At 67.5% G+C, this 22,535-nt stretch carries 20 protein-coding genes and 4 tRNA genes; 10 read left to right on the top strand and 14 right to left on the bottom strand.

Annotated elements, in window-relative coordinates:
• Positions 1–685 precede the first annotated feature (685 nt).
• Positions 686–1,894 carry a 3,4-dihydroxy-2-butanone-4-phosphate synthase gene (locus ACZ54P_RS37390; RefSeq protein WP_465466337.1) on the top strand — a complete coding sequence of 403 codons (1,209 nt, stop codon included), beginning with the start codon at positions 686–688 and terminating at the stop codon, positions 1,892–1,894.
• Positions 1,894–2,319: a PaaI family thioesterase gene (locus ACZ54P_RS37385; protein ID WP_465466336.1), complete on the top strand. Its 426-nt coding sequence runs from the start codon at positions 1,894–1,896 to the stop codon at positions 2,317–2,319. Before ACZ54P_RS37390 ends, ACZ54P_RS37385 begins: the two co-directional genes overlap by 1 nt.
• Positions 2,320–2,401: 82 nt before the next feature.
• On the opposite strand, the gene pdxS is transcribed toward ACZ54P_RS37385, so the two are convergent.
• Together pdxS and ACZ54P_RS37375 are read right to left on the bottom strand one after the other, a co-directional pair.
• Entirely contained in the window at positions 2,402–3,316 is a 915-nt protein-coding gene (pdxS, locus tag ACZ54P_RS37380) for a pyridoxal 5'-phosphate synthase lyase subunit PdxS (RefSeq protein ID WP_465466335.1), read from the bottom strand.
• 191 nt (positions 3,317–3,507) lie between these two features.
• On the bottom strand, positions 3,508–4,920 hold the full coding sequence (locus ACZ54P_RS37375; protein WP_465466334.1) for an FAD-binding oxidoreductase: 1,413 nt from the start codon (positions 4,918–4,920) through the stop codon (positions 3,508–3,510).
• A gap of 174 nt (positions 4,921–5,094) precedes the next feature.
• Between ACZ54P_RS37375 and ACZ54P_RS37370 the strand changes: the two genes are divergently transcribed.
• On the top strand, positions 5,095–7,203 hold the full coding sequence (locus ACZ54P_RS37370) for an elongation factor G-like protein EF-G2 (RefSeq protein ID WP_465466333.1): 2,109 nt from the start codon (positions 5,095–5,097) through the stop codon (positions 7,201–7,203).
• A gap of 61 nt (positions 7,204–7,264) precedes the next feature.
• Here ACZ54P_RS37370 and ACZ54P_RS37365 read toward each other — a convergent pair whose 3' ends face one another.
• The 6 genes from ACZ54P_RS37365 to ACZ54P_RS37340 form a co-directional block, all read right to left on the bottom strand.
• On the bottom strand, positions 7,265–7,762 hold the full coding sequence (locus tag ACZ54P_RS37365) for an XdhC family protein (RefSeq protein ID WP_465466332.1): 498 nt from the start codon (positions 7,760–7,762) through the stop codon (positions 7,265–7,267).
• Between the two features lie 118 nt (positions 7,763–7,880).
• Positions 7,881–8,363 (bottom strand): NUDIX hydrolase, encoded by a 483-nt coding sequence (locus tag ACZ54P_RS37360; protein ID WP_465466331.1) that lies wholly within the window; start codon positions 8,361–8,363, stop codon positions 7,881–7,883.
• Positions 8,360–9,505, bottom strand: a complete 1,146-nt coding sequence (locus ACZ54P_RS37355) for a glycosyltransferase family 4 protein (protein WP_465466367.1) — start codon at positions 9,503–9,505, stop codon at positions 8,360–8,362. The genes ACZ54P_RS37360 and ACZ54P_RS37355 overlap by 4 nt, the downstream gene beginning before the upstream one ends.
• Positions 9,506–9,527: 22 nt before the next feature.
• Positions 9,528–10,445, bottom strand: a complete 918-nt coding sequence (locus ACZ54P_RS37350; protein WP_465466330.1) for a phosphatidylinositol mannoside acyltransferase — start codon at positions 10,443–10,445, stop codon at positions 9,528–9,530.
• Positions 10,442–11,083 carry a phosphatidylinositol phosphate synthase gene (gene pgsA / locus ACZ54P_RS37345; protein ID WP_465466329.1) on the bottom strand — a complete coding sequence of 214 codons (642 nt, stop codon included), beginning with the start codon at positions 11,081–11,083 and terminating at the stop codon, positions 10,442–10,444. The genes ACZ54P_RS37350 and pgsA overlap by 4 nt, the downstream gene beginning before the upstream one ends.
• A gap of 102 nt (positions 11,084–11,185) precedes the next feature.
• Positions 11,186–11,737 (bottom strand): MarR family winged helix-turn-helix transcriptional regulator, encoded by a 552-nt coding sequence (locus tag ACZ54P_RS37340; protein WP_465466328.1) that lies wholly within the window; start codon positions 11,735–11,737, stop codon positions 11,186–11,188.
• 116 nt (positions 11,738–11,853) lie between these two features.
• Here ACZ54P_RS37340 and ACZ54P_RS37335 point away from each other — a divergent pair, with 116 nt between their 5' ends.
• Positions 11,854–12,396, top strand: coding sequence for a YceI family protein (locus tag ACZ54P_RS37335; protein ID WP_465466327.1), 543 nt, complete (start codon positions 11,854–11,856; stop codon positions 12,394–12,396).
• Between the two features lie 947 nt (positions 12,397–13,343).
• Here ACZ54P_RS37335 and ACZ54P_RS37330 read toward each other — a convergent pair.
• From ACZ54P_RS37330 to ACZ54P_RS37310, 5 genes are all read right to left on the bottom strand, one after another.
• Positions 13,344–13,880, bottom strand: a complete 537-nt coding sequence (locus ACZ54P_RS37330; RefSeq protein ID WP_465466326.1) for an HIT family protein — start codon at positions 13,878–13,880, stop codon at positions 13,344–13,346.
• On the bottom strand, positions 13,877–15,937 hold the full coding sequence (thrS, locus tag ACZ54P_RS37325) for a threonine--tRNA ligase (protein ID WP_465466325.1): 2,061 nt from the start codon (positions 15,935–15,937) through the stop codon (positions 13,877–13,879). The genes ACZ54P_RS37330 and thrS overlap by 4 nt, the downstream gene beginning before the upstream one ends.
• A 138-nt stretch (positions 15,938–16,075) precedes the next feature.
• Positions 16,076–16,690, bottom strand: coding sequence for a malonic semialdehyde reductase (locus ACZ54P_RS37320; protein ID WP_465466324.1), 615 nt, complete (start codon positions 16,688–16,690; stop codon positions 16,076–16,078).
• Between the two features lie 108 nt (positions 16,691–16,798).
• Positions 16,799–18,325 (bottom strand): sugar transferase, encoded by a 1,527-nt coding sequence (locus ACZ54P_RS37315; RefSeq protein WP_465466323.1) that lies wholly within the window; start codon positions 18,323–18,325, stop codon positions 16,799–16,801.
• A gap of 890 nt (positions 18,326–19,215) precedes the next feature.
• Positions 19,216–19,287 (bottom strand) — tRNA-Val (locus ACZ54P_RS37310).
• A gap of 401 nt (positions 19,288–19,688) precedes the next feature.
• On the opposite strand from ACZ54P_RS37310, the gene ACZ54P_RS37305 reads away from it, so the two are divergent.
• The 4 genes from ACZ54P_RS37305 to ACZ54P_RS37290 all read left to right on the top strand — a co-directional run bounded on the left by ACZ54P_RS37305 (position 19,689) and on the right by ACZ54P_RS37290 (position 20,495).
• Positions 19,689–20,114: an SsgA family sporulation/cell division regulator gene (locus ACZ54P_RS37305; protein WP_005159130.1), complete on the top strand. Its 426-nt coding sequence runs from the start codon at positions 19,689–19,691 to the stop codon at positions 20,112–20,114.
• A gap of 136 nt (positions 20,115–20,250) precedes the next feature.
• Positions 20,251–20,323: transfer RNA gene (locus tag ACZ54P_RS37300), tRNA-Gly, on the top strand.
• A gap of 25 nt (positions 20,324–20,348) precedes the next feature.
• Positions 20,349–20,419: transfer RNA gene (locus ACZ54P_RS37295), tRNA-Cys, on the top strand.
• A 1-nt stretch (position 20,420) separates the two neighbouring features.
• Positions 20,421–20,495 (top strand) — tRNA-Val (locus tag ACZ54P_RS37290).
• Here the strand turns inward: ACZ54P_RS37290 and ACZ54P_RS37285 are convergent.
• Positions 20,466–20,879, bottom strand: coding sequence for a hypothetical protein (locus tag ACZ54P_RS37285; protein ID WP_465466322.1), 414 nt, complete (start codon positions 20,877–20,879; stop codon positions 20,466–20,468). The genes ACZ54P_RS37290 and ACZ54P_RS37285 overlap by 30 nt on opposite strands.
• 374 nt (positions 20,880–21,253) lie before the next feature.
• Between ACZ54P_RS37285 and ACZ54P_RS37280 the strand changes: the two genes are divergently transcribed.
• Both ACZ54P_RS37280 and ACZ54P_RS37275 read left to right on the top strand, forming a co-directional pair.
• Positions 21,254–21,529: a hypothetical protein gene (locus ACZ54P_RS37280; RefSeq protein WP_465466321.1), complete on the top strand. Its 276-nt coding sequence runs from the start codon at positions 21,254–21,256 to the stop codon at positions 21,527–21,529.
• 485 nt (positions 21,530–22,014) lie between these two features.
• Positions 22,015–22,449, top strand: coding sequence for a hypothetical protein (locus tag ACZ54P_RS37275; protein ID WP_465466320.1), 435 nt, complete (start codon positions 22,015–22,017; stop codon positions 22,447–22,449).
• Positions 22,450–22,535 lie beyond the last annotated feature (86 nt).

Below are 22,535 nucleotides of genomic sequence, written 5' to 3'. Positions count from 1 at the left end.
CCCACTGACAACTGTGGCGAGAGACTGGAATCTTGAGCGCCTCGGCCTCTTTGCACCACGCGCATTTCGAGTGATCGGCTTTGACGCATGCACAATTCATGAGGTGATCTCCAAGTCGTTGAAGTTGATGAAGGTGGAAAAATCACAGCCGGTCGCTTGCGTTCACTCCCTGCTCGAGGGCTTTGCGGACCGTACAGCGAACTAGGTCGGCGCCGCGTCGGCAACCGTTACAGGGCGACCGGATCTACCGGTCCCCATAGTGGTGATTCTTCTACCCTCTTAAGAAATTCTTCGGTCGACACGCGAATCGCAGAGGCCAGTATCGGTGAGCCACGCTAGCCCCGTCTCTGAGCACGCGTGTCCCGTGTTTGAGCACGCGTGTCCCGTGTTCGAGCACGCGAGTTACGCCTTCTACCCCTCGATAGCCGCCTTCGCGGTCGCTCGGGCGACTCGTGGCGACGATCTCGGCACCGAGGACGCTGAAGACGAAGGACACCTTGAGCCGATCCGGCTATGATCGACTCGTGGTGCGATTCCACGGTGTGGCCGTACAGCCGGCCGGTTCCGCCGAGGGGGTGGAACGACCCGGTGTGATTCCGGGGCCAGGCGGTGAAACCCCGCGTTCCCCGCGTCCGGCCGTTGCCGGGCTCTCTGGGGTACGACCGTGAAAACGGGGTGTTGATCGATGTTCACTGGGAGAATCGGCGAGCTGGGTGCCGTCGAAGAGATCAAGGGCGACATGCTGCGAGTGCGGGCGCCGAAGAGCGCGGACCGCGTCCGCGACGGCGGATCGGCGTGTGTCAACGGAGTACGGCTCACGGTACGGCCGGTCGATGGCCTCCTGGAGGCGGCGCTCTCCGTGGAAACCCGCCGCCGGTCGACGTTCGACACGCTCACGGCCGGGGACGCCGTCAACGTCGAGACGCCGCTTCAGGTCGGCGATCCGCTGGACGGCCACCTGGTCCAGGGTTACGTCGACGCCGTCGGCAAGGTGATCCGGATCGATGACGAAGGCGACTCCCGCCGGATCTGGCTCCGGCCGCCGCAGCGTCTGCTGGACAGGCTGCTCGCGAAGTCCCCGATCGCGCTCGACGGTGTCAGCGTGACCATCGCCGAAGTCCTGCGTGACCGGATTTCGGTCGTGCTTCTCCCGATGACCCGATCAGCGACCACACTCGGCGACTTGAAGGCCGGAGACCGGGTGAACCTGGAACTCGACCTGGTCGGCCGCTTGGTGGAGAAGGCTCCGCCGTCGGCCGTGGGAAAGGCGTTGCCCCAGCTGCCGTGGGCCGGCCACGTCGATGGACGCGCCGGGGTGGAAAAGGTGCTGCGCCAGCTCGCCGCCGGTGGCGGTGTCGTGGTGTGGGACCCCGAAACCGAGAGCGAGGGTGACGTGATCTTCGCCGGCGCCCGGCTCCGCCCGGAGTCGTTCACCTTCCTGCTGACTCAAGTCTGCGGGTTTCCGGCGGTGCCGTGCGCCCCGGAAGTGCTGCGGCGCCTCGATATCGCGCGGATGCCCGGTGAAGGCGACCGGCACGGAACGGCGTGGTCGATACCGGTCGACCTGGCCGCGGGAACGGGCACCGGCGTCTCCGCCGCCGAACGTGCCGCCACCGTGCGGAAGCTGGCCGATCCGGACGCGACGGCCAAGGACTTTCTTCGCCCTGGACACGTGTTCCCGCTCGCCGCCCGGCCGGGTCTGCTCGCCGAGCGGTCCGGGCACACGGAGGCGACGGTCGCGTTGTGCACCGCCGCCGGCCTCCCGCCGGTCGGGGTGTGCTGCGAAGTGATGAACCCCGACGGCACGATGGCGGGCAGCGCCGATCTCGAAGTCGCGGCGCTGCACTGGGGAATGCCCATGGTGGATTTGGCCGATTTGAAAGCGTGGCTGTGATGATCGCACTGACCCTCGAAGACGCCCGGAAGGGCCTCGCTTCGCAACCGTTCAGCGTTCTGCTCGGGGCCCGGGTGGTCTCGTTCGGAAACGGTGCCGCCACCCTGGACCTCGACATCCGCGAAGACCTGTTGCAGCAGAACGGGTATCTCCACGGCGGTGTACTGGCCTATGCCGCGGACAACGCGATCACCTTCGCGGCCGGGACCACGCTGGGTCCGGATGTTCTCACCGGCGGCTTCAGCATCAACTATCTGCGCCCGGCGAAGGGGATCCGGCTCGTGGCGGAGGCACGGGTCCTGCACAGCGGCCGGCGGCAGGCCACCTGCCGCTGTGACCTCTACGTGGTCGGCCAGGACGGGACCACGACGCTCAGCGCCGCGGCACAAGGAAGTGTGATGACCAGGAATGGCTCGACGCCCTGATTGACGAGGCCTGCTCTCGACGGGACGGCCCGGCGCTCATCGAGGAGCGCCGGGCCGTCCCGTACCGGAGCCGAGTCGGCTACTACCAGCCGCGCTCGGACAGCCGGTGGGGCTCGGGCACGTCGTCGACGTTGATCCCGACCATCGCTTCGCCGAGACCGCGCGAAACCTTCGCGATGACGTCCGGGTCGTCGTAGAACGTGGTGGCCTTGACGATCGCCTCGGCGCGCTGAGCCGGGTTACCGGACTTGAAGATGCCGGAACCGACGAACACGCCTTCGGCGCCGAGCTGCATCATCATCGCGGCGTCGGCCGGGGTCGCGATGCCGCCCGCGGTGAACAGCACGACGGGGAGCTTGCCCTTCTCCGCGACCTCCTTGACGAGGTCGTACGGGGCCTGGAGTTCCTTCGCCGCAACGTAAAGCTCGTCCTCGGGCAGCGAGGAAAGGCGGCGCAGCTCCGCACGGATCTTGCGCATGTGCGTGGTCGCGTTGGAGACGTCGCCGGTGCCGGCCTCACCCTTGGAGCGGATCATGGCCGCGCCCTCGTTGATCCGCCGCAGCGCCTCGCCGAGGTTGGTCGCACCACAGACGAAAGGCACGGTGAAGGCCCACTTGTCGATGTGGTTCTCGTAGTCGGCGGGGGTCAGCACCTCGGACTCGTCGATGTAGTCGACGCCGAGCGACTGCAGGAGCTGGGCCTCGACGAAGTGGCCGATACGGGCCTTCGCCATGACCGGGATCGAGACGGCCTCGATGATGCCGTCGATCAGGTCCGGGTCGCTCATCCGGGCGACGCCGCCCTGCGCGCGAATGTCCGCGGGAACCCGCTCGAGCGCCATCACCGCGACGGCACCGGCGTCTTCGGCGATCTTCGCCTGCTCGGCGGTGACCACGTCCATGATCACACCGCCCTTGAGCATCTCCGCCATCCCGCGCTTGACCCGGGAGGTGCCGGTGAGCGAGGTGGTGGCCGTGTTCGTGGAGTCGTCAGACACTGCTGGACCTTTCGAAAAGCGCGCGAGGTGGGGTGACCCTTCCGAGGGTAGGCCGCTTTTGGACCTCTCAAGCAGGCCAGTTCGTGACGATTTCAGCAGTCCACTGGGTGATCTGTCCCGCATTTGGTCCTCTCGATGCGGTAGTTGCGCGTGCAAGTACCGCATCCAGAGGACGAAATGCGAAGAGGGAGCTAGCGCGCCAGGCCCTGCGCGAAGGCGAACAGGCCGTCCGGGTCGTACTTCCGCGCCACCCGCCGCAGCCGCGGCAGGCTCTCGCCGTAGTACGCCTCCGCCCAATTCGGCATCTCCGGGTCGATGTAGTTGACGTACCCGGCCTGCCCCAGTTCCCGGCCGAGCTGGTCTCTGACCTGTCCGATCACCTGTCGTGCCCGCGCTTCGCCCTCGCTGGTCCCGCGGATCACCTGGATACTTCCGAGCGCGTCCCGGTGCGGGAAACACGACTCGCTCGACGGCACCCGCGCGATCGCCCCGCCGTAGGCATCGAAGATCGTGTACAGATCCGGATCGCTGGTCAGCAGGGCCGCGAGCGCGTCGGTGTCCGACACGGGATGGGTCAGCATCCTCGAAGTGGCCACATAATCCGCCCGGTCACGGGCCGCGGCCGGGAAGTCGGTCTCCTCGGCGAAGGCGCGCATCGAGGCCAAATGGCTCTGTTCGGTCACCTCGCGCGTGGTCGGCTGAGTGCCGACACGACGGACGAGGTCGTCGAGCAGCGGGTTCACCTGCGCGGCGGAACCCACGAAACAACCACCGCAATTCACGACCGTCGCGCCGAGCCCCATCCCGGACCACAGTTCGTCCGGCATCGCCGGTTGCCACTCCTGCCACGCCGCGACGAGGTCGGCTAGCACGGCGGGCGGGAAGGTGAGCGCGAAGTTCGTCAGCGTCCGCGCGGCCGCCGTCTTGAAGGTGAACGACGTGACGATGCCGAAGTTGCCGCCGCCACCGCCGCGCAACGCCCACAACAGGTCCGGCGCGGTCTCCGCCGACACCAGGCGCAGTTTCCCGTCCGCACCGACGAAGCGCACGGATTCCAGGACATCGCAGGTCAACCCGTACTTGCGGCCCAGGACGCCGATCCCGCCGCCGAGGGTCAGCCCGCCGATGCCGACCGCCGGACAGCTGCCGGCGGGCAGCGCGCGGCCCGCCGCCGCCAGGGCCTCGTACACCTGGCCCAGTACCGCACCAGCCCCGATCGCCGCCCGGCCACCCGGCAGGATCTCGACCGTCGAAAGGCGGGACAGGTCGACGACGAGGCCTCTGTCCACTATGGAATATCCGGCGTAGCTGTGCCCGCCGGATCGCGCCGCGATCGGCACGTGATGCCTCGCCGCGAAATCGACACAGCGCCGGACGTCGTCCTCGTTCGCGCAAACCGCGATACCGGCGGGAAGCCGATGGTCGTACAGAGAGAAGAAGCCGAGCCGCGCTTCGTCGTAGCCGGGCTCGCCGGGCCGGAACAGCGTGCCCGCCAGCCGGGCGCGGAGCCGTTCCCACTCGTCCCCACCGCCGGCCCCGGGGATCACCGCCATCGCCGGGACCGCGCTTGCCAGCCGCAACACCGTCCGCCTGCCGAGCTCCATCGCTCTCCCCCACCGTCGGATTCGGTTCGGATTCGCCTCCGGGTGTCCGCCATCGAGCATAGCGGCGGGTCGACATTCGGGGGGTCCATCGCCGGTCGCCTTGCCGCGACGGCCGTCGCGGGTGTGTGATCGAGGACACACCTTTTACCGGCGTCGTGTGGTGAGGAGACCGGCATGGCCGACAAACAGAGCAAGAACGGGGACTCCGGGGCCGCCGTCGCTGTGGACGACCCGGTGAAAGTGCGCAACGTGGTCCTGGTCGGCCCCTCGGGATCCGGCAAGACGACACTCGCCGAAGCCTTGCTCGCCGCGTCGGGAACGGTGACGCGGGCGGGCTCCGTCGTCGAGGGCACGACGGTGTGCGACCACGACCCCGCCGCGGTCCGGCAGCAGCGGTCGGTCGGCCTCTCGGTCGCGCCGGTGCTGCACCAGGGCCACAAGATCAACCTCATCGACACCCCCGGATACGCCGATTTCGTCGGCGAGCTGCGCGCCGGGCTCCGTGCCGCCGACGCGGCGCTGTTCGTGGTCTGCGCGGCGGAAGGCGTCGACGCGGCCACGATCGCGGTGTGGGAGGAATGCGCGGCCGTCGGAATGCCGAGGGCGGTGGTCGTCTCCCGGCTCGATCATCACCGCGCCGACCCGGAAGGCGAGATCGCGGCCTGCCAAGCCGCTTTCGGTGCCGGCGTCCTGCCGCTGTACCTGCCCGCTCGTGACGGGCTCGTCGGGCTGATCACGCGTCGCTACTTCGACTATTCGCAGGGCTACCCGCCCAGGATCGGCGAGCCGGACGAGGCCGATCTCGCCAGGATCACCGAAGCGCGCAACGAGCTGATCGAAGGCGTCATCGCCGAAAGCGAAGACGAATCCCTGATGGACCGGTACCTCGCCGGTGAGGAGATCGCCGAGGACACGCTGATCGCCGACCTCGAGACCGCCGTCGCGCGCGGCTCCTTCCATCCGGTGATCCCGGTGTGCGCGACGACCGGGGTCGGGCTCGCCGAAATCCTCGACGGCATCGTGCGCGCCTTCCCGTCGCCGCTGGAGCATGTCCCGCCGGAGGTCACATCGCCGACCGGCGAGCCGCACGCGAGCCTCCGCGCCGATCCCGAAGGCCCGCTGGCGGCCGAGGTGGTCCGGACCGCGGTCGACTCCTACGTCGGCAGGGTGTCTCTCGTGCGCGTGTTTTCCGGAACGCTTCGCCCGGAACGCCCAGTGCACGTCTCTGGCCACGGGCTCGCCGAACGCGGGCACGAGGACCACGACGTCGACGAACGGGTCGCGCACCTGTACTCACCGCTCGGCGCGAATCTGCGCGAAGTCCCGTACTGCGTCGCGGGTGACCTCTGCGCGCTCACCAAGGTCGGCTCGGCGGAAACAGGCGACACCGTTTCCTCACCGGACGACCCGCTGATCATGAAGCCGTGGACGATGCCGGAACCGTTGCTGCCGGTCGCCGTGATCGCCAAGACGCGCAGCGACGAGGACACCCTCGCGCGCAACCTTTCCCGGCTGGTCGCGGGCGATCCGACGCTCCGGCTGGACCGCAACGCCGAGACCAATCAGCTCGTGCTGTGGTGCATGGGCGAGGCGCACGCCGACGTCGTGCTGTCGCGGCTGCGCGCGGGAGGCGCCGACGTGGACACCGAACCCGTCCGCATCAGCCTGCGTTCGACGTTCGCCGGGCCGGGCCGCGGGCGCGGGCGGCACGTCAAACAGTCCGGCGGACACGGCCAGTTCGCCGTCTGCGACATCGAGGTCCAGCCGCTGCCGCGGGGTTCGGGCTTCGAGTTCGTCGACAAGGTCGTCGGCGGCTCGGTGCCTCACCAGTTCATCCCGAGTGTCGAGAAGGGAGCCCGGGCCCAAGCTGAGCGAGGGCTGGTCGACGGCCATCCGCTGATCGACATCCGGGTGACCCTCGTCGACGGCAAGGCGCACAGTGTCGATTCGTCGGACGCCGCGTTCCAGACGGCGGGCGCGCTGGCGCTCAAGGAAGCCGCCGCGGCCGCGAAGATCGTATTGCTCGAACCACTCGAAGAGGTGGCGGTGCGGCTTCCGGACGAGCACCTGGGCACCGTGCTGGGTGACCTGTCGTCCCGGCGTGGCCGCGTTCTCGGCACCGAATCGGGTGAAGGCGGCCGCACGGTCATCCGCGCCGAGGTACCCGCCGCGGAACTGCTGCGCTACGCGATCGACCTCCGCTCGCTGACCTCGGGCACGGCGACGTTCACCCGCGAGCACGCCCGGTTCGAACCCATGCCGGAAGGAGCCGTGGCCCTCTGAACTCCCGCATTTAGTCCTCTGAATGCGGTGGTTGGCGACACGAACTACCGCATTGAGAGGACTAATCGCGGGGCGGAGGGAACTCGAAGCCGCCTGGACGTCCGTTCCGGTCGGCGAGCAGCCCTGCCAAGGTCGCGACGGCGATCTCGGGCGGCGTGCGCGAGCCGATGTTCAAACCGACCGGGCGATGCACGCGTGCGATCTGGTTTTCCGGGACGTCCAGTGCCTTGAGCGCGGCGACGTGCGGTCCGGCATGGCGTGGATTGCCCAGCACGCCGACCCAGCGGGCCGGGCGGCCGAGCACGGCCTTGAGCACCTCGCCGAGTTCGAGCCGGTTGTGGTCGGTGACGACCACGTCGGTGCCCGCTCCGAGTTCCGGGACGGTCGAGACGGCTTCGAAGCCGTCCGCGACGTCCGTCGCCCGCGCGCCGTCCGGCTCGAGCAACACCGTCGTGTACCCGAGATCTTTGCCGTAGCGCAGAAGATACGACGCCACCGGCGTCGCGAACACCGCTACCAACACCCGCTGTTCGTCACTCACCCGCCCATCTTCCCGCATTTCGTCCTCTGCTCGCGCTCCATGCACACGCAACCACCGCGTTCAGTCCTCTAAATGCGGTAGTTCGTGCCGCCAACCACCGCGTTTAGAGGACTAAACGCGGAACTGGGCGCGGAGGTCAGAGCTCGGGTTCGGCGATCTCGAAGTATTCCGGGAGCCGCGCGGTCCCGGCGAGGCCGAAGTACCGGACCTTCCGCCGCCGCCGCAGGTGCAGCGTGTCCCGGACGGCGTCGTTGTGCACCCGCCGCGCGATGACGACGCGGTGCTCCGAGTCGGTCAGCTCTTCGGCCAGAGGCGCTGGCAACGTCGTCCTGTCGACGTGCGCCAGCCGCAGTGTCAGTTCGCTTTCCTCGGCTTCGCGATCCGGGCGCTCGGCGTGCTCGGCCCGTTCGGCCAGCGCACGCAGGTCCTCGTCGCCCAGGATCGCGGCGGCCGCCCTGGCGACGACGGCGCGCCGCGCGAGGGCCGCGTCGAGCGCCGCCCAGCCCGCGTCCGTGCGGACGTGCAGCCGGTCCAGCCGGTTCGCCGTCGCGAGCAGGAACAGCCCGCCCAGCACCACGATCACGGCCACCAGGCCGCCGATCCACAACCACGGCGTCACCGGCTGAACTCGCGTTCGCCCGCGCCGACCCGCCGGGGATCGGCGGCGATCGCCGTCTCGTACACCCGCAGGACCTGCGTGGTGACCACGGACCAGTCGAACATCGCGACCCGCTCCCCCGCGGCCGCGGCCAGCGACACCCGTCGCGCCGGATCACCGAGCAGCTCACGCAACCCGTCGGCCAGCGCGGCCGCGTCACCGGTTTCGGTCAGCATCCCGGCTTTGCCGTCGTCGAGAACCCGGCGGAACGAGTCCAGCCCGCTCGCCAGTACCGGCGTGCCCGCCGCCATCGCCTCGGTGAGGATCATCCCGAAACTCTCGCCACCCGTGTTCGGCGCGCAGTAGACGTCGACGCTGCGCAGCGCCCGCGCCTTCGTCTCGTCGTCGACCTGGCCCAGCAGGTCGATATGCGACGCGAGTTCCGGCCCGGCCTCACGCCGGAGCTGGTCCGCGTCACCGCGGCCGACCACCAGCATCCGCAGATCCTCGAATTCCGGCAGCAGCATGCGCAGCGCCTCCAGCAGCACCCCCATCCCCTTGCGGGGCTCGGTGTACCGCCCGACGAAGCCGACCGTGCCGCCCGCTCGCGGATAGCCGTCCAGCGGGAGCGCGCGGGAGAAGAAGTCGACGTCGACGCCGTTGGGCACCTCGACCGCGTCGCCGCCGGCGTGCTCGACCTGGACGCGGCGGGCCAGCGCCGACACCGCGATCCGCGCGGTGATCTTCTCCAGCAGCGGCCGCAGCACCGGCTGGAACGCCGCCAGCGTGCGCGAACGGGTCGTCGCGGTGTGGAAGGTCGCCACGATCGGGCCGTCCGCGACCTTCAGCGCCAGCAGGGAAAGGCTCGGCGCGGCGGGCTCGTGCAGGTGCAGGACGTCGAACTCGCCGTCACGGATCCAGCGCCGCACCCTGGCGTAGGACACCGGGCCGAACTGCAGCCGCGCGACCGAGCCGTTGTACCGGATGCCGAGCGCCTTCCCCGCGGGGACGACGAAAGCCGGGACGTCGGAGTCCTCGTCCGCCGGCGCGAGCACCGAGACCTCGTACCCGCGCGCGAGCAACGCCTTCGCGAGATCGATGACGTGTCCCTGTACACCGCCCGGCACGTCGAACGAGTACGGACAGACGATCCCGATCTTCATGACCCGTGCCTGAGCCATCGGCTCAGCTCGCTTCGCCGAGGTCGGCCTGTTCTCCGGGTTCGAGATCGGAGAGCCAGAACTTCTGCATCATGTGCCAGTCGGCCGGGTGCGCGGCGATGTCACCGGCGAAGATGTCCGCCAGCGCCTGGGTGGCCGCCGGGACCTCTGACCGGTTCGTGACCCGGATCCGCGGGTGCAGCCGGATCTGCCAGCCGTCCTCGGTGAACCAGCAGCCCGCCGGGATCAACGCGGCACCGGTGGTCGCGGCCAGCCGCGCCGGTCCGCCGGGCATCCGGGTCTGCTCGCCGAAGAACTTGACCGGAACGCCCGAGTTCGTCAGGTCCCTGTCGCCCACCAGGCAGATCGCCTTGTTCTCCCGCAGCCGTTTGAGCAGTACGCGCATCGCGGAACTGTCGCCGGTCAGCGGCACGATCTCGAAACCGAGCGATTCGCGATAGGACACGAACCGCTGGTACAGCGACTCGGGTTTCAGCCGTTCCGCGACCGTGGTGAAACCGCCTAGGTAATCCGCGAGCCAGACGCCCGCCGCGTCCCAGTTCCCGCTGTGCGGCAGCGCCATGACCGCGCCGTTGCCCTCGGCGAGCGCGGCGTCGAGGTTTTCGACGCCGGTGATCGACTGGGCGACCTTGCGGCTGACCTCCTTGTGGTCCATCGAGGGCAGCCGGAACATCTCGTGCCAGTAGCGGGCGTAGGACCGCATCGCGCGGCGGGTCAGTTCGTCGAGTTCGGCCTCGTCGGCCTGCGGCACGACCCGGGCGAGGTTGCTCCGCAGCTGGCGCACCCCGCCGCCGTCGCGCCGGACGGCGAGGTCGGCGCCGAGCCCGAAGGTCACTGAGCCGATCTGCTCCGGCAGCCAGCGCGCGAGCCGCCAGCCCGCCGCGTAACCCAAATCGCCGAGTCGCTGCGAGAACCCGCTCATGAGCCGCCTTCCGTGGCGGGTGGCCCGGCCGCTTTGGCGGCCCTCGCCGCCTTGGCCACCGCGGCCGTCCGCTGCAGCAGGGTGATCACCGAAAGCACCGCGAGCAGCCAGAGGGTGATGTCCACGGTGTACGGAACGCCCAGACCGTGCAGTCCGGTTCCCACCAGGGCGATGATCAGCCGTTCCGCGCGCTCGACGAGCCCGCCGTCGGCCTCCAGCCCGGATGCCTCGGCGCGGGCCTTGACGTACGAGATGACCTGCGCGAGCACGAGGCAGATCAGCGCGGCGGCCGCGGCGGGGCGGTTGTCGTCGTGGACGAAGCACCACCAGGCGATCGCGGCGAACAACGCGCCGTCGACCAGTCTGTCGCAGGTCGCGTCGAGCACGGCTCCGAACGCCGTGCCGTACCCGCGGGCGCGGGCCATCGCGCCGTCGAGCAGGTCCAGCATCGCGAAGCCCCACACGGTGAAGGTGCCCCACAGCAGCATGTCGTTGGGGAAGAACGCGAGCGCGCACAGCACCGCCCCGGCCGTGCCGATGACGGTCATCGCGTTCGGGGTCAGACCGGCGCGGACGAGCACCTTTCCGATCGGGTCGGTGACGCGGGAAACGGAGGCGCGCGCGAAAATGTTGAGCATCGGTTCTTCAGGTGCACCTAAGCAGCAGGGTCGGATGGGCGCCCGAAGCCTATCCACCCGCACCGACACTCGTCGTCGTGCCCGCCCTCGACCGGCTTTTTCTCAGTCCGCTTCGGCCAGTTCGGGTGCCTCCCGGAGGTCGCCGGAGACCACACCGGATTCCTCCCGCAAGGCCAGTTCCGCCTCGGCGGCGGCGCATTTCGGCGACAGCCGGGCCAGCACGGCGGCGCTGATCTCCCCGAGCGCCTTGACCTGTTCGGGGGTCAGGGGGTCGAAGAGGCTCTCGCGGACCGCCTCGACGTGCCCGGGCGCCGCTTCCTCCAGCGCGGCGAAACCTTCGGCGGTGAGCACCGCCCACGAACCGCGTTTGTCGGTCGGACAGGACTCACGTCGCACCCAGCCGTTCGCCTCGAGCCGCGCGACGGCGTGCGACAACCTGCTGCGTGACGCCTTGCGCGCGTCGGCGAGCTCGCTCATGCGCAGGCGGCGGCCCGGCGCCTCGGACAGGGCGACGAGCACTTCGTAGTAGGTGTGGGGCATGCCCGCCTCGTGCTGAAGCTGGCCCTCCAGATGCGCTTGCAGCATCCGCGTGGCAGCGGAGAAGTCGCGCCAGACTTTTTGCTCCTCGTCGGAGAGCCATCGGGGTTCGGACATGCCGCCCATTCTACTCCTGGTTGAACGCTCAACCAAATTGCGCTACAGTCCTTGTTGAGCGCTCAACAAGCCGAGGCTCGCCACCGGCAGACCACAGACTTTGGAGATCGACTTTCATGACCACCACCGAAATCCCTGGCTACGTCGCAGGCAAGTGGACGATCGACACCGCCCACTCCGACATCGCCTACACCGTGAAGCACCTCGGCCTGGCGAAGTCCCGGGGCAACTTCACCGCCTTCACCGGTGAAGTCGTCACCGCCGACAACATCCTCGACTCCTCGGTCACCGTCGAGATCGACGCCTCCTCGGTCGCCAGCGGTGTCGACGGACGTGACACGCACCTCAAGTCCGAGGACTTCTTCCACGTCGACGAGCACCCGGTCATCACCTTCCGCTCGACCGGCATCCGCGAGGACGACGGCGACTACGTCATCGACGGCGAGCTCACCTGGCGCGGCAAGACCGTCCCGGTCTCGCTCGAAGCCGAGTTCAACGGCATCGGCACCAACCCGGCCAACGACAACGCCACCACCCTCGGCGTTTCGGCCACCGCCACCGTGAACCGCCGCGACTTCGGCATCGGCCCGGAGGGCAACGCCTTCCTGTCCGAGAAGGTCAAGATCGACATCGAACTGCAGGCCGCGCTCAACTCCTGAGCCCACGCTTCCCCCAAAAGTACGTGAAGGCCCCCTTCGCTGCGCTAGACGCAGTGAAGGGGGCCTTCACGTCGGAGAGCTGCCGTAGAGAGGCAAGGCGAACGTGTCGTGATGGAGTCGACAGGGGCAGGCTCGCTTAAGAGGCTCAACCCGGCTCCTGATTGTCCATAGGGACACTTTTCGAGCCCGCGACGCCCGATTCGGGTGCTTTGCGCAGTTTTTCGAGTAGGCATGAGTGATAATGAGCGTTCTACTGAGGGGCAAGGCAAAGGTGTCGTGTTCGGGAGGGCTTATGAGACGTTGTGCATCAGGCTTCGGCACTGGGCAGTGGTGTCCCGAAGGTGTCGCGAAAGCCACTTTCGGGACATCACATGTCCCTGACGCGGGCTTTTCCCCACCCCCCTCCAGGGCGGGGGTGTCCCGAGGGTGTCGCGAAAGCCACTTTGGGGACATCACGTGTCCTGAAAGTGGCTTTCGCGACACCTCCTTGAGGGCTGGGGGAGGTTGATCACCCCTGGGTGGTGTGAGCAGGCAATCGGGAGGCGGGCATGTCCCCAATGCGGCAGTGGAGACGGTCAACGTCCCCCATGCCACATTGGGGACATCAGGCCGCGGCACGAGCCGACGTGGCTCGCCACACGACACCTTTGCCCTACCCCTCAAGAGAACCGGGACACCCGAGTGCGGGATCCAGGCATGCGAGTCCCGTGCCTGAGCACGCGAGTTACGCCTTCGCGCAACCCGCTATCCCGACGAACAGGCCCCGCCCACAACCACGACACGTTCGCCTTAACCTCCAACAACCCTCATTATCACGCACGACTCCGCGCAGAATCGTACACAGAGACATCAATCGGACACTCGATCATCAGAGAATGTCCTTTGTAGACAGTGAAGAGAACCTCACCGTCGATCACGGCATCCGCTGAACCGTACTTACGATCGATCTACCAGGCGCCGGCCAGCAGCTTCCGTGTCTCCCCCAGCAGCTGCGGCAACACCTTCGTATGCCCGATCACCGGCATGAAGTTCGCGTCGCCACCCCACCGCGGCACCACGTGCTGATGCAGATGCGCGGCGATGCCCGCGCCGGCGATCACGCCCTGGTTCATCCCGATGTTGAACCCGTGCGCCGAGGACACCTCCCGGATCACCCGCATCGCGTGTTGGGTGAACTCCGCCAGCTCGACGGTCTCTTCCGCCGTCAGGTCCGTGTAGTCCGCGACATGGCGGTACGGCACGGCCATCAGATGGCCGGGGTTGTACGGGTACAGGTTCAGCACCGCGTAGACCGTCTTCCCGCGCGCGAGGATCAGCGCGTCCTCGTCACTCTTCTCGGGGAGACGGCAGAACGGACAGCCCTCGTCGGGTTTCTTCGACCCCTGCACGTAGGCGAGCCGGTGCGGGGTCCACAGGCGCTGCAACGCGTCCGGGACCCCCACACCGTCCTGTTCGACGACTTCCGGGCCATCGGGGCCCGTCACCGGAGGACCGCCTCCAAGCTCGCCACCGTCGGCGAGGAGTTCTCACGACGCTGGATCCACCCGGCGATCGCCTCGACCGCGTCGGCCACCGGGACACCGTTGATCTGGCCGCCGTCGCGGAACCGGAACGACACCGCGCCCGCCTCGACGTCCTTCGCGCCCGCCAGGAGCATGAAGGGCACCTTCTGTGTGGTGTGGGTGCGGATCTTCTTCTGCATCCGGTCGTCGCTCGCGTCGACGTTGATCCGGACCCCCTTGGCCCGCAACGCCTTCTCGACCCCGCGCAGATGCTCGACCTGGTCCTCGGTGATCGGGATGCCGACCACCTGGACCGGCGACAGCCACGCCGGGAAAGCGCCGGCGTAGTGCTCGGTCAGCACGCCGAAGAACCGCTCGATCGAACCGAACAGCGCGCGGTGGATCATCACCGGGCGCTGACGGCTGCCGTCGGCCGCGGTGTACTCGAGCTCGAACTTGTCGGGCAGCATGAAGTCCAGCTGGATGGTCGACATCTGCCAGGTGCGACCCAGCGCGTCCTTCGCCTGGACCGAGATCTTCGGCCCGTAGAACGCCGCGCCACCCGGATCCGGCACCAATTCGAGCCCGGAGTCGAGGGCGGCGGTGCGCAGCACCTCGGTGGCCTCGGCCCACACCTCGTCGGAACCGATGTACTTCTCGTCGTTCCGAGTGGACAGTTCGAGGTAGAAGTCGTCGAGACCGTAGTCGCGCAACAGGTTCAGCACGAAGTCCAAAAGGGACTTCAGCTCACCGGGGACCTGCTCCAGGGTGCAGAAGATGTGCGCGTCGTCCTGCGTCATGCCCCGGACGCGGGTGAGCCCGTGGATCACGCCGGACTTCTCGTAGCGGTACACCGAACCGAACTCGAACATCCGCAGCGGCAGTTCCCGGTAGGAACGCCCGCGTGAGCGGAAGATCAGGTCGTGGAACGGGCAGTTCATCGGCTTGAGGTAGTAGTCCTGGCCGGGCTTGCGGACCGAACCGTCCTCGTTGTGCTCGGCGTCGAGGTGCATCGCCGGGTACATGCCGTCGCGGTACCAGTCGAGGTGACCGGAGGTCTCGAACAGCGCGCCCTTGGTGATGTGCGGCGAGTAGACGAACTCGTAGCCCGCCTCGACGTGCCGCTGACGCGAGTAGTTCTCCATCTCCTGCCGGATGATCCCGCCCTTGGGGTGGAACACCGGCAGCCCGGAGCCGATCTCGTCCGGGAAGGAGAACAGGTCGAGCTCGACACCGAGCTTGCGGTGATCACGGCGTTCCGCTTCGGCCAACCGCTCCAGGTAGACGTCCTGCGCCTCGGCGGATTCCCAAGCGGTGCCGTAGATCCGCTGCAGCTGCGGGTTCTTGTCGTCGCCGCGCCAGTACGCGGCGGCGACGCGGGTGAGCTTGAACGCCGGGATGAACTTGGTGGTCGGCACGTGCGGGCCGCGGCAGAGGTCGCTCCACACGCGCTCCTTGGTGCGCGGGTCGAGGTTGTCGTAGATGGTCAGCTCGCCGCCGCCGACCTCCATCACCTCGGAGGTGTCCACATCGGACTTGAGGTCGACGAGTTCGAGTTTGAACGGTTCGTCGGACAGTTCCTTCTTGGCGTCGTCGACCGAGTCGAAGACGCGGCGGGAGAACTGCTGCGCACCCTTCACGATCTGCTTCATGCGCTTTTCCAGCGCCTGCAGGTCTTCCGGGGTGAACGGGGTGTCGACGGCGAAGTCGTAGTAGAACCCGTCCTTGACCGGCGGGCCGATGCCGAGCTTCGCCTGCGGGAACTGCTGCTGCACGGCCTGCGCGAGCACGTGGGCGGCCGAATGGCGGATGACGCTGCGGCCGTCCTCGGTGTGGGCGGCGACGGCCTCGACCTCGACCTCGGACTCCGGCGCCCAGGAGAGATCGCGGAGGTTCCCCTCGGCGTCGCGCACGACGACGATCGTGTCCGGCCCCTTGGTCGGCAGCCCGGCTTCGCGGACCGCGGCGCCCGCCGTAGTGCCCGCCGGTACCACCACGCGCGGGGCGGTTGCGGCTGCTACTGACGACGGCTGGGACACGATGGACTCCTCGCGGTATAGCGGATGGTTCCCGTGATGTTAGTCGCCAGGTGCGGCGCGGCTCACGCGCGTTACCCCCAAACACAACGAAGGCCTCCTTCCCATCGGAAGAAGGCCTTCGCGTATCGCGGAACAAGGTCAGACGGTCTCGACGACCTCGTCGAAGTCCAGCCGCGGCAGACGGTCGAACCAGGGGTTGTCACCCGGCTTGCCGAGGTTGATCACGACGAGGGACTTCCACGGCTTGTCCGCGAAGAACTCCTTGTCGATGCCTTCGGCGTCGAATCCGGTCATCGGGCCGGCGGCCAGCCCGGCGGCGCGCACACCGATGATGAAGTAACCGACCTGCAGCAGCGCGTTCAGCTTGGCAGTCTCGACGCGGCCTGCCTCGTCGGCGAACAGGTCCTTGGCACCGGGAAAGTGCGGGAACGTCCGCGGGAGGTTCTCGTGGAACTCGGTGTCGGCGGCCAGCACGACGGTGACCGGCGCGGCCTCGGTCTTGGCGCGGTTGCCTTCGGACATCAGCGGCGCGAGGCGCTTCTTGCCCTCTTCGGTGCGGACGACCAGCGCGCGCAGCGGCTGGTTGTTCATCGACGTCGGGGCCCACTTGACCAGCTCGTAGATCGCGCGGATCTGCTCGTCGGTCACCGGCTCGTCGCTGAAGTTGTTCGCGGTGCGGGCTTCACGGAACAACAGGTCCTGGACTTCCTGCGGAAGGCTCAGGGCTTCGGTCGACTCAACGCTGGTGGTCATGGGTGGATCTTCCTTCCGTACGCTTCCTGTACCCCTGCCAACATAGTTGAGCGCTGAACTATTTCTGGTTCAACTATCGCCGCGTGTGGGCCCGGTCACAGGAAGCCGTCAGTAGGCCCCTCGCCCTTGCACGACGGCGCGGAAGGTCTTCCACAGGATCACCAGGTCGAGGGCGAGGGACCAGTCTTCGACGTAACGCAGGTCGAGCCGGATGCTCTCGGCCCAGCTGAGGTCGCTGCGGCCGCTGACCTGCCAGAGCCCCGTCAGCCCCGGCTTCACCAGCAAACGGCGCCGGGCGTCGGGGGCGTATTTCGCGGTCTCCTCCGGCAGCGGCGGACGGGGGCCGACGAGCGACATCCGCCCGCTCACGACGTTGAACAACTGCGGAAGTTCGTCGAGCGAATACCGCCGGAGCATGCCGCCGACGCGGGTTACCCGGGGATCCTTGCGCATCTTGAACAGCGGACCCGCGCCTTCGTTGTCCGCCTGGAGGCCCTGCTTGAGCTTGTCGGCGTCGGCGACCATCGTGCGGAACTTCAGCATGGTGAAGGTGTGGCCGTCGCGGCCGACGCGGCGCTGGCGATAGATGACCGGGCCGCGGTCGTCGAGCTTGATCGCGACCGCGATCGCCAGCAGCAGCGGGGAAACGAGGGTGAGCAGCAGGGTCGAGCCGAACCTGTCGAGCACTTCCTTGACCAGACGGCGCCCACCGGTGAAACTCGGCGCGCTGACCCGCAGGAGCGGCATGCCGAGCACACCGGAGACGTTCAGCCGGGGGCCCGCCACCTCCATCAGCATCGGAGCGACCACCATCTCGGCGGACGTCCCTTCGAGGTCCCAGGCGAGCCGCTGCAGGCGTTTGGGGTTCCAGTGCTGATCCGCGGTCACGGCGACCACGCGATAGCCACCACGGCGGACGTGGCCCGCCAGTTCGTCGAGCTTCCCGACGACCGGGACACCCTCGACCTCGCCGCTCCCCCGCTCCGCGCCGGCGCCGGAGTAGGTGCAGACGGCTTCGACCCGCCAGCCGACGTGAGGATCGGCCTTGGTGCGGGCGATGAGATCGGCGACCGTGTCGGGACTTCCGGCCGCGAGCACCGGCAGCAGGCATTCACCGAGCCGTCTGCGCCGGTGCAGCACCTGTCTCAGCGCGTACCGCTGCAGGAACATGACGACCGAGATCATCGGGACGACGATGAAGACCCACGGCTGCACGGCGAGCGCGCCGAAGAGCAGGCCGCCCAAAGCGACGAGCACCGCGGTCGTGATCAGGCCGCGTCCCAGTGTCCGGTATTCCTCCGCGCCTTCACCGAGCACACGCGGGCTCCAGGCACGGCAAACCGACAAGCCGAACAGGAAGGCTGCGGCGGTACCGAGCGCGTGCATGTCGTGCGGGTCGGATCGATCGATCAAGAAGGCGCTCATCACGATGAGCACGAAGGCGGTGAAAACGTCACTACCGATCACCCACGCGCGATAGCGCGATTCCCAGGCCGCGTACGGCGGCCGAGCCGAAGTGCCGCCGACCTCGGCGGTACTGCCCGCACCCCGTTGCGGGGGAAGCGGGATCGACTGGAGGTCGATGTGCTGCGGCGTCCCGTTGACGGTGGACGACGGCCGCACCGACTCTTCCATCAGACCTCCCGGAGTGGGAATTCCCGAACGCCGGATCAACACGCTGAGTCAACGAGATCGATTTCGAAGAGTGATCGATTCTCAAGATCCTTCAGCGGCCGATGGGGCGACACACGCCAAGGTATCGGCCACTCTCCGGCCATCGTTACAAGGATTTCCAGCCACATCCTGTGCGGCCTTCCGGCAAATGAATGCCGTAATGATAACAAGGTGATGACGATGCGTAATAAAGCGTATCCACCGAACAACTACGCAAAGTAGTCACGAATTCCCGCGTTTCGCGGCCGCTTGGCGCACCGCACGCCCGAACGGCGGAACGGCCCGGAAAACTCCATAGTGGACGGTTTGAGGGGATCGATCATCAGCCGGTCCACTGTGGATCCTGCAGCCGCGGAGGGCCACTACCTCAGCGGCGCGCCCACAGTGCCTCGACCTACCTTGTCAATCGGTCACCGGAGTGGCGTTTCGTCACATCACGTCAGCATCACGGGAACCCCGGCGCCGGAGCCGTGCGGGTGAGTCGCTCCTCCGTGCCCCACATCACTTCCCGGTGGTCTGAACCTCCCGGCGGGGCACACAGTGCCGAGGATCACAATGTCATCTCGACGACCGGCTTATGCCACATATTCACTGTACAACGCAGTCTTTATGTCAAATGTCCACACCGGCCGGATCGGATCGGCGCCCGATCTTCGAACGCGACAGTCACCGGCCCTCGCCGTCGTGCCGGGGAATTCGGTGCCTTCCCGGACCATCCCGCCACGGCAAAAGTACCGTCCCCGGATAACCCGCGTCCGACCTGGGGATTCCATGCGTCCGGACGGCTCCCTGTCGACACTGTCCGAGAATGAACAAGGCCCCGGACCGAGTGGTCCAGGGCCTTCATCCGGTGGGCGATACTGGGATCGAACCAGTGACCTCTTCGGTGTGAACGAAGCGCTCTCCCGCTGAGCTAATCGCCCGCTCGCGGTGTCCGGCAGACTCTACCCCACGACTTTAGGGGGCCTGCAAACGGGTGGTTCACTCCGACCACACTCCGCTCACCAGCAAATACGGAGCGAACAACCGCGAGCTAGCCAGGGTTGTGCGGACAGGGGGCCGCCCGCGACGCGTTTCGACATTCGTGCGACGGTGCTATCGCGTGACGACTAAACCGCGCAGTATGTACATGTGGACTGCCTGCAGGGCGCATGTGAGGGCTGCGCGTCGCGCGGGTGATGATGGGGTGACGGAGCATGGACCCGGGGTCCGATGACCCCGTCCGGGTGATCTGCGGCAAAACCGCGTTCCGATCGACCGGCCGGTACGTCACATCATCGCCACTCGGTTCGACCGAGCCGGGAAGGAGACGAAGGGTAGGACGATGCGCAACGATCACGTGACGCTCCGCTCGACGGCGGTGTTCGACCTCCTGGCGCCGCGGACCCCCGCGGTCCCGGTGAAGGTGGAGCTGCGATACGACACACGCGACCCCTATGCGGTCGTAGCCGCCTTCCGCACCGGCCGGGCCGGCTGGGTCGAGTGGGTCTACGCGCGGGACCTCCTCGCGGACGGCCTCCTGGCCGACGCGGGCGACGGCGACGTACGCATCCGCCCCTCCGTTGAAGACCCCGAGTCCGTCCTCATCGAACTGAACTCGCCGTCCGGGCACGCCATGTTCGAGGCGTCCGCTCAGGAGTTGGCCGACTTCCTCGATCGGACCTACGACGTCGTACTGCCCGGCAACGAGCACCTGTGGGTCGACGTCGACGACGCCCTGACTCACCTCATCCCCAACGATTTGGCCTGATGACGGGCTTGCGAACAGCAAGTGGCACCCCGGTTGCACGGCCGTTTTCGGGGTCGGATAGTGTTTACACACACCACGGCGACGGGGTGAGGAGCAGAACCGCGAGGTTCTGACCTCCCAGCCCGGCCGAGGATGTGCGGATGTAGCGCAGCTGGTAGCGCATCACCTTGCCAAGGTGAGGGTCGCGGGTTCGAATCCCGTCATCCGCTCGGAAGGCCCTCTCGGGCCTGACACGGTGGAGTGGCCGAGAGGCGAGGCAACGGCCTGCAAAGCCGTGTACACGGGTTCGAATCCCGTCTCCACCTCGCGCGATTAGCTCAGCGGGAGAGCGCTTCCCTGACACGGAAGAGGTCACTGGTTCAATCCCAGTATCGCGCACCATCTGTTTTCGCAGGTCAGAAGCCCTGTCTCTCCTCGGAGGGGCGGGGCTTCGGTCGTTCTGAGACGGCATCCGATGGCCTTCGGAGCCGTCTCCAATTGCCCGTCACGGAAGGTGGCGTGCAGGTGCGGGAACCACTCCCCCAGCTTCGTCCGCTCACTCGGCGTGAGCGCGACCAGAGACCCGATCCAGCGGGTCTCGAGCGCTTGCAGGATCTGGCGGCGCATGAGCGGGGTCACGTGGTCGTAGACCCTCGCGATGCCCTTCATCTTCTGACCCAATCGTGCTCTGCGCGCGACCTCGGGGATCCCGTCCTCGGCGAGCCAGGTGCTGTGACTGTGACGCCCTTCGTGGAAGGTGAAGGTCGGCAGGATCGGCTGCACCACTTCCGCCGACCGCGTGTGCTCTGCATCACTGCCATCCCAGACCGGGCGTCAATACCGGTTACGGAAGTTCGACCGCCGCAACGGCGCTCCCTCAGCGCTGCAGAGCACGAACGGAAGCTGTGGCTGTCCATCAGCTCTTCGTAGAAGACCGCGATGTTCGGCGGCAGCTCCACGCTCCGCGTCCCCGCCGGAGTCTTGGTCCGGCCCTTTTTCGCTCGACCACCCTGTCGTCTCGGCGTCACCGGACGAGTCGGCCGCGCCCCTAGGTCTGCCATCCGCGAGGTGTCGACCCTGCGCCCACCCTTGAACAGACGTCCACCGATCTCCTTCAACGGCTCACGGATCTGAATCGCCCGAGCCTCGCTGTCGTACTCGTGCCGCTGCTGACCGACCAACTCGCCCCACCGGGAACCGGTGTAGAAGTCGAGCAGCCCGAGCACGAACCCGGCGAGCCCGAGTCCGCTCTCGTACAGTCGCATCGACGCGCGCAGAGCCTGCACCGGAGTCGCGACAAGATTCTCGATCTCGAACTCACCCGAGGTGACCCGATGCCAGCGCACGGGTTCGCCGGAATCTTCCTGGCCTTGACCGCGGCGCCGAGGATCGTGGAGAACAGCGAGAAGATCGACGCCACCGACGAGTCCGCGTAATCCTCGTGCACACTTCTCGATCTCCACGTAGCTGTTGAAGATTTCGGCCAGCGGCCAGGACGACCATTGCGGCAGCAGATGGTTGTCCAGAAAGGACCGGTACTTCGCCAGGTGCGTCAGTCTGGATACGACAGTCCCGGAAGTTTCGCTCCCTAGGACAGTCTCGTGATCGTGACCGCCTCAGTGTCCACCATGAACTCGGCTTCGTCGCGGTATGTGTTGTGCCCCGGCAGATGGGCCGGGTCCCCGAGCGCGGTCCAGACAGCCCCTGGGGGGTCGTCCGCCGATACCGGCGTGCGCGTAGGAAGGTGCGACGTCGAGCGAGTCTGTCCACGACCAGCCGGCGCGGCTGCACTCTCCCCCCTTCCTCGGCAGCCTCGGCCCCACCCGCAAGACCGAACGCGCCCGCCTGCAAACCGATCTCCACCGCGCCCTGGGCGTCCTGGATGCCATCGATACCGCCACCAGCCAGAACGAGGAATGACATGCGGATCACCGCAGCACAGCGCACTGCCAACGAGAACCGGATCCGCGCTGCCATGGACCGGCTTCTGCGCGGCGAAATCCCACCCGGCGGCCACTGCGACATCAAGACCCTCGCCGCCGAGGCGGACGTCGACCGCACCGCCTTCTACGGCAACCGGCCCTACGCCCACCTGCGCGCCGAGTTCGAACGACGCCTGCGAACGCTCCAGCAGGCTGGCGAGCTGCCGGACACGCGCGACGCCCAGATCAGCCGACTCACGAATGAGATCACCACACTCAAGCAACGCCTGGCCGAGTCAATCGGCACGATCAACGAGCTCACGGAGGTCCGGACCCAAACCCTCTCGCAACTCGCCGCGCAATACGACGAGATCAGCCGACTTCGCCAAGGCGCCGCAGGATCATCGAAAGTCCGACACCTTCAAGCCCGCTGACCGCCGGGCATGCCACCCGGCCAATCGCCACGAATGTGACGAGACGTTTCATGCTGGCGACAGCGGAGCGACAGGCAATTCAATAC

This window comes from Amycolatopsis sp. NPDC034160 (assembly GCF_055575355.1).
This window is presented reverse-complemented; position numbering and strand designations above follow the sequence as displayed.

Coding starts and splice junctions, on each gene's coding strand:
- ACZ54P_RS37390 (WP_465466337.1), top strand. CDS start 686: ATGTTCACTGGGAGAATCGGCGAGCTGGGTGCCGTCGAAGAGATCAAG.
- ACZ54P_RS37385 (WP_465466336.1), top strand. CDS start 1,894: ATGATCGCACTGACCCTCGAAGACGCCCGGAAGGGCCTCGCTTCGCAA.
- ACZ54P_RS37375 (WP_465466334.1), bottom strand. CDS start 4,920: ATGGAGCTCGGCAGGCGGACGGTGTTGCGGCTGGCAAGCGCGGTCCCG.
- ACZ54P_RS37370 (WP_465466333.1), top strand. CDS start 5,095: ATGGCCGACAAACAGAGCAAGAACGGGGACTCCGGGGCCGCCGTCGCT.
- ACZ54P_RS37365 (WP_465466332.1), bottom strand. CDS start 7,762: ATGCGGGAAGATGGGCGGGTGAGTGACGAACAGCGGGTGTTGGTAGCG.
- ACZ54P_RS37355 (WP_465466367.1), bottom strand. CDS start 9,505: ATGAAGATCGGGATCGTCTGTCCGTACTCGTTCGACGTGCCGGGCGGT.
- ACZ54P_RS37350 (WP_465466330.1), bottom strand. CDS start 10,445: ATGAGCGGGTTCTCGCAGCGACTCGGCGATTTGGGTTACGCGGCGGGC.
- pgsA (WP_465466329.1), bottom strand. CDS start 11,083: ATGCTCAACATTTTCGCGCGCGCCTCCGTTTCCCGCGTCACCGACCCG.
- ACZ54P_RS37340 (WP_465466328.1), bottom strand. CDS start 11,737: ATGTCCGAACCCCGATGGCTCTCCGACGAGGAGCAAAAAGTCTGGCGC.
- ACZ54P_RS37335 (WP_465466327.1), top strand. CDS start 11,854: ATGACCACCACCGAAATCCCTGGCTACGTCGCAGGCAAGTGGACGATC.
- ACZ54P_RS37320 (WP_465466324.1), bottom strand. CDS start 16,690: ATGACCACCAGCGTTGAGTCGACCGAAGCCCTGAGCCTTCCGCAGGAA.
- ACZ54P_RS37315 (WP_465466323.1), bottom strand. CDS start 18,325: ATGGAAGAGTCGGTGCGGCCGTCGTCCACCGTCAACGGGACGCCGCAG.
- ACZ54P_RS37305 (WP_005159130.1), top strand. CDS start 19,689: ATGCGCAACGATCACGTGACGCTCCGCTCGACGGCGGTGTTCGACCTC.
- ACZ54P_RS37275 (WP_465466320.1), top strand. CDS start 22,015: ATGCGGATCACCGCAGCACAGCGCACTGCCAACGAGAACCGGATCCGC.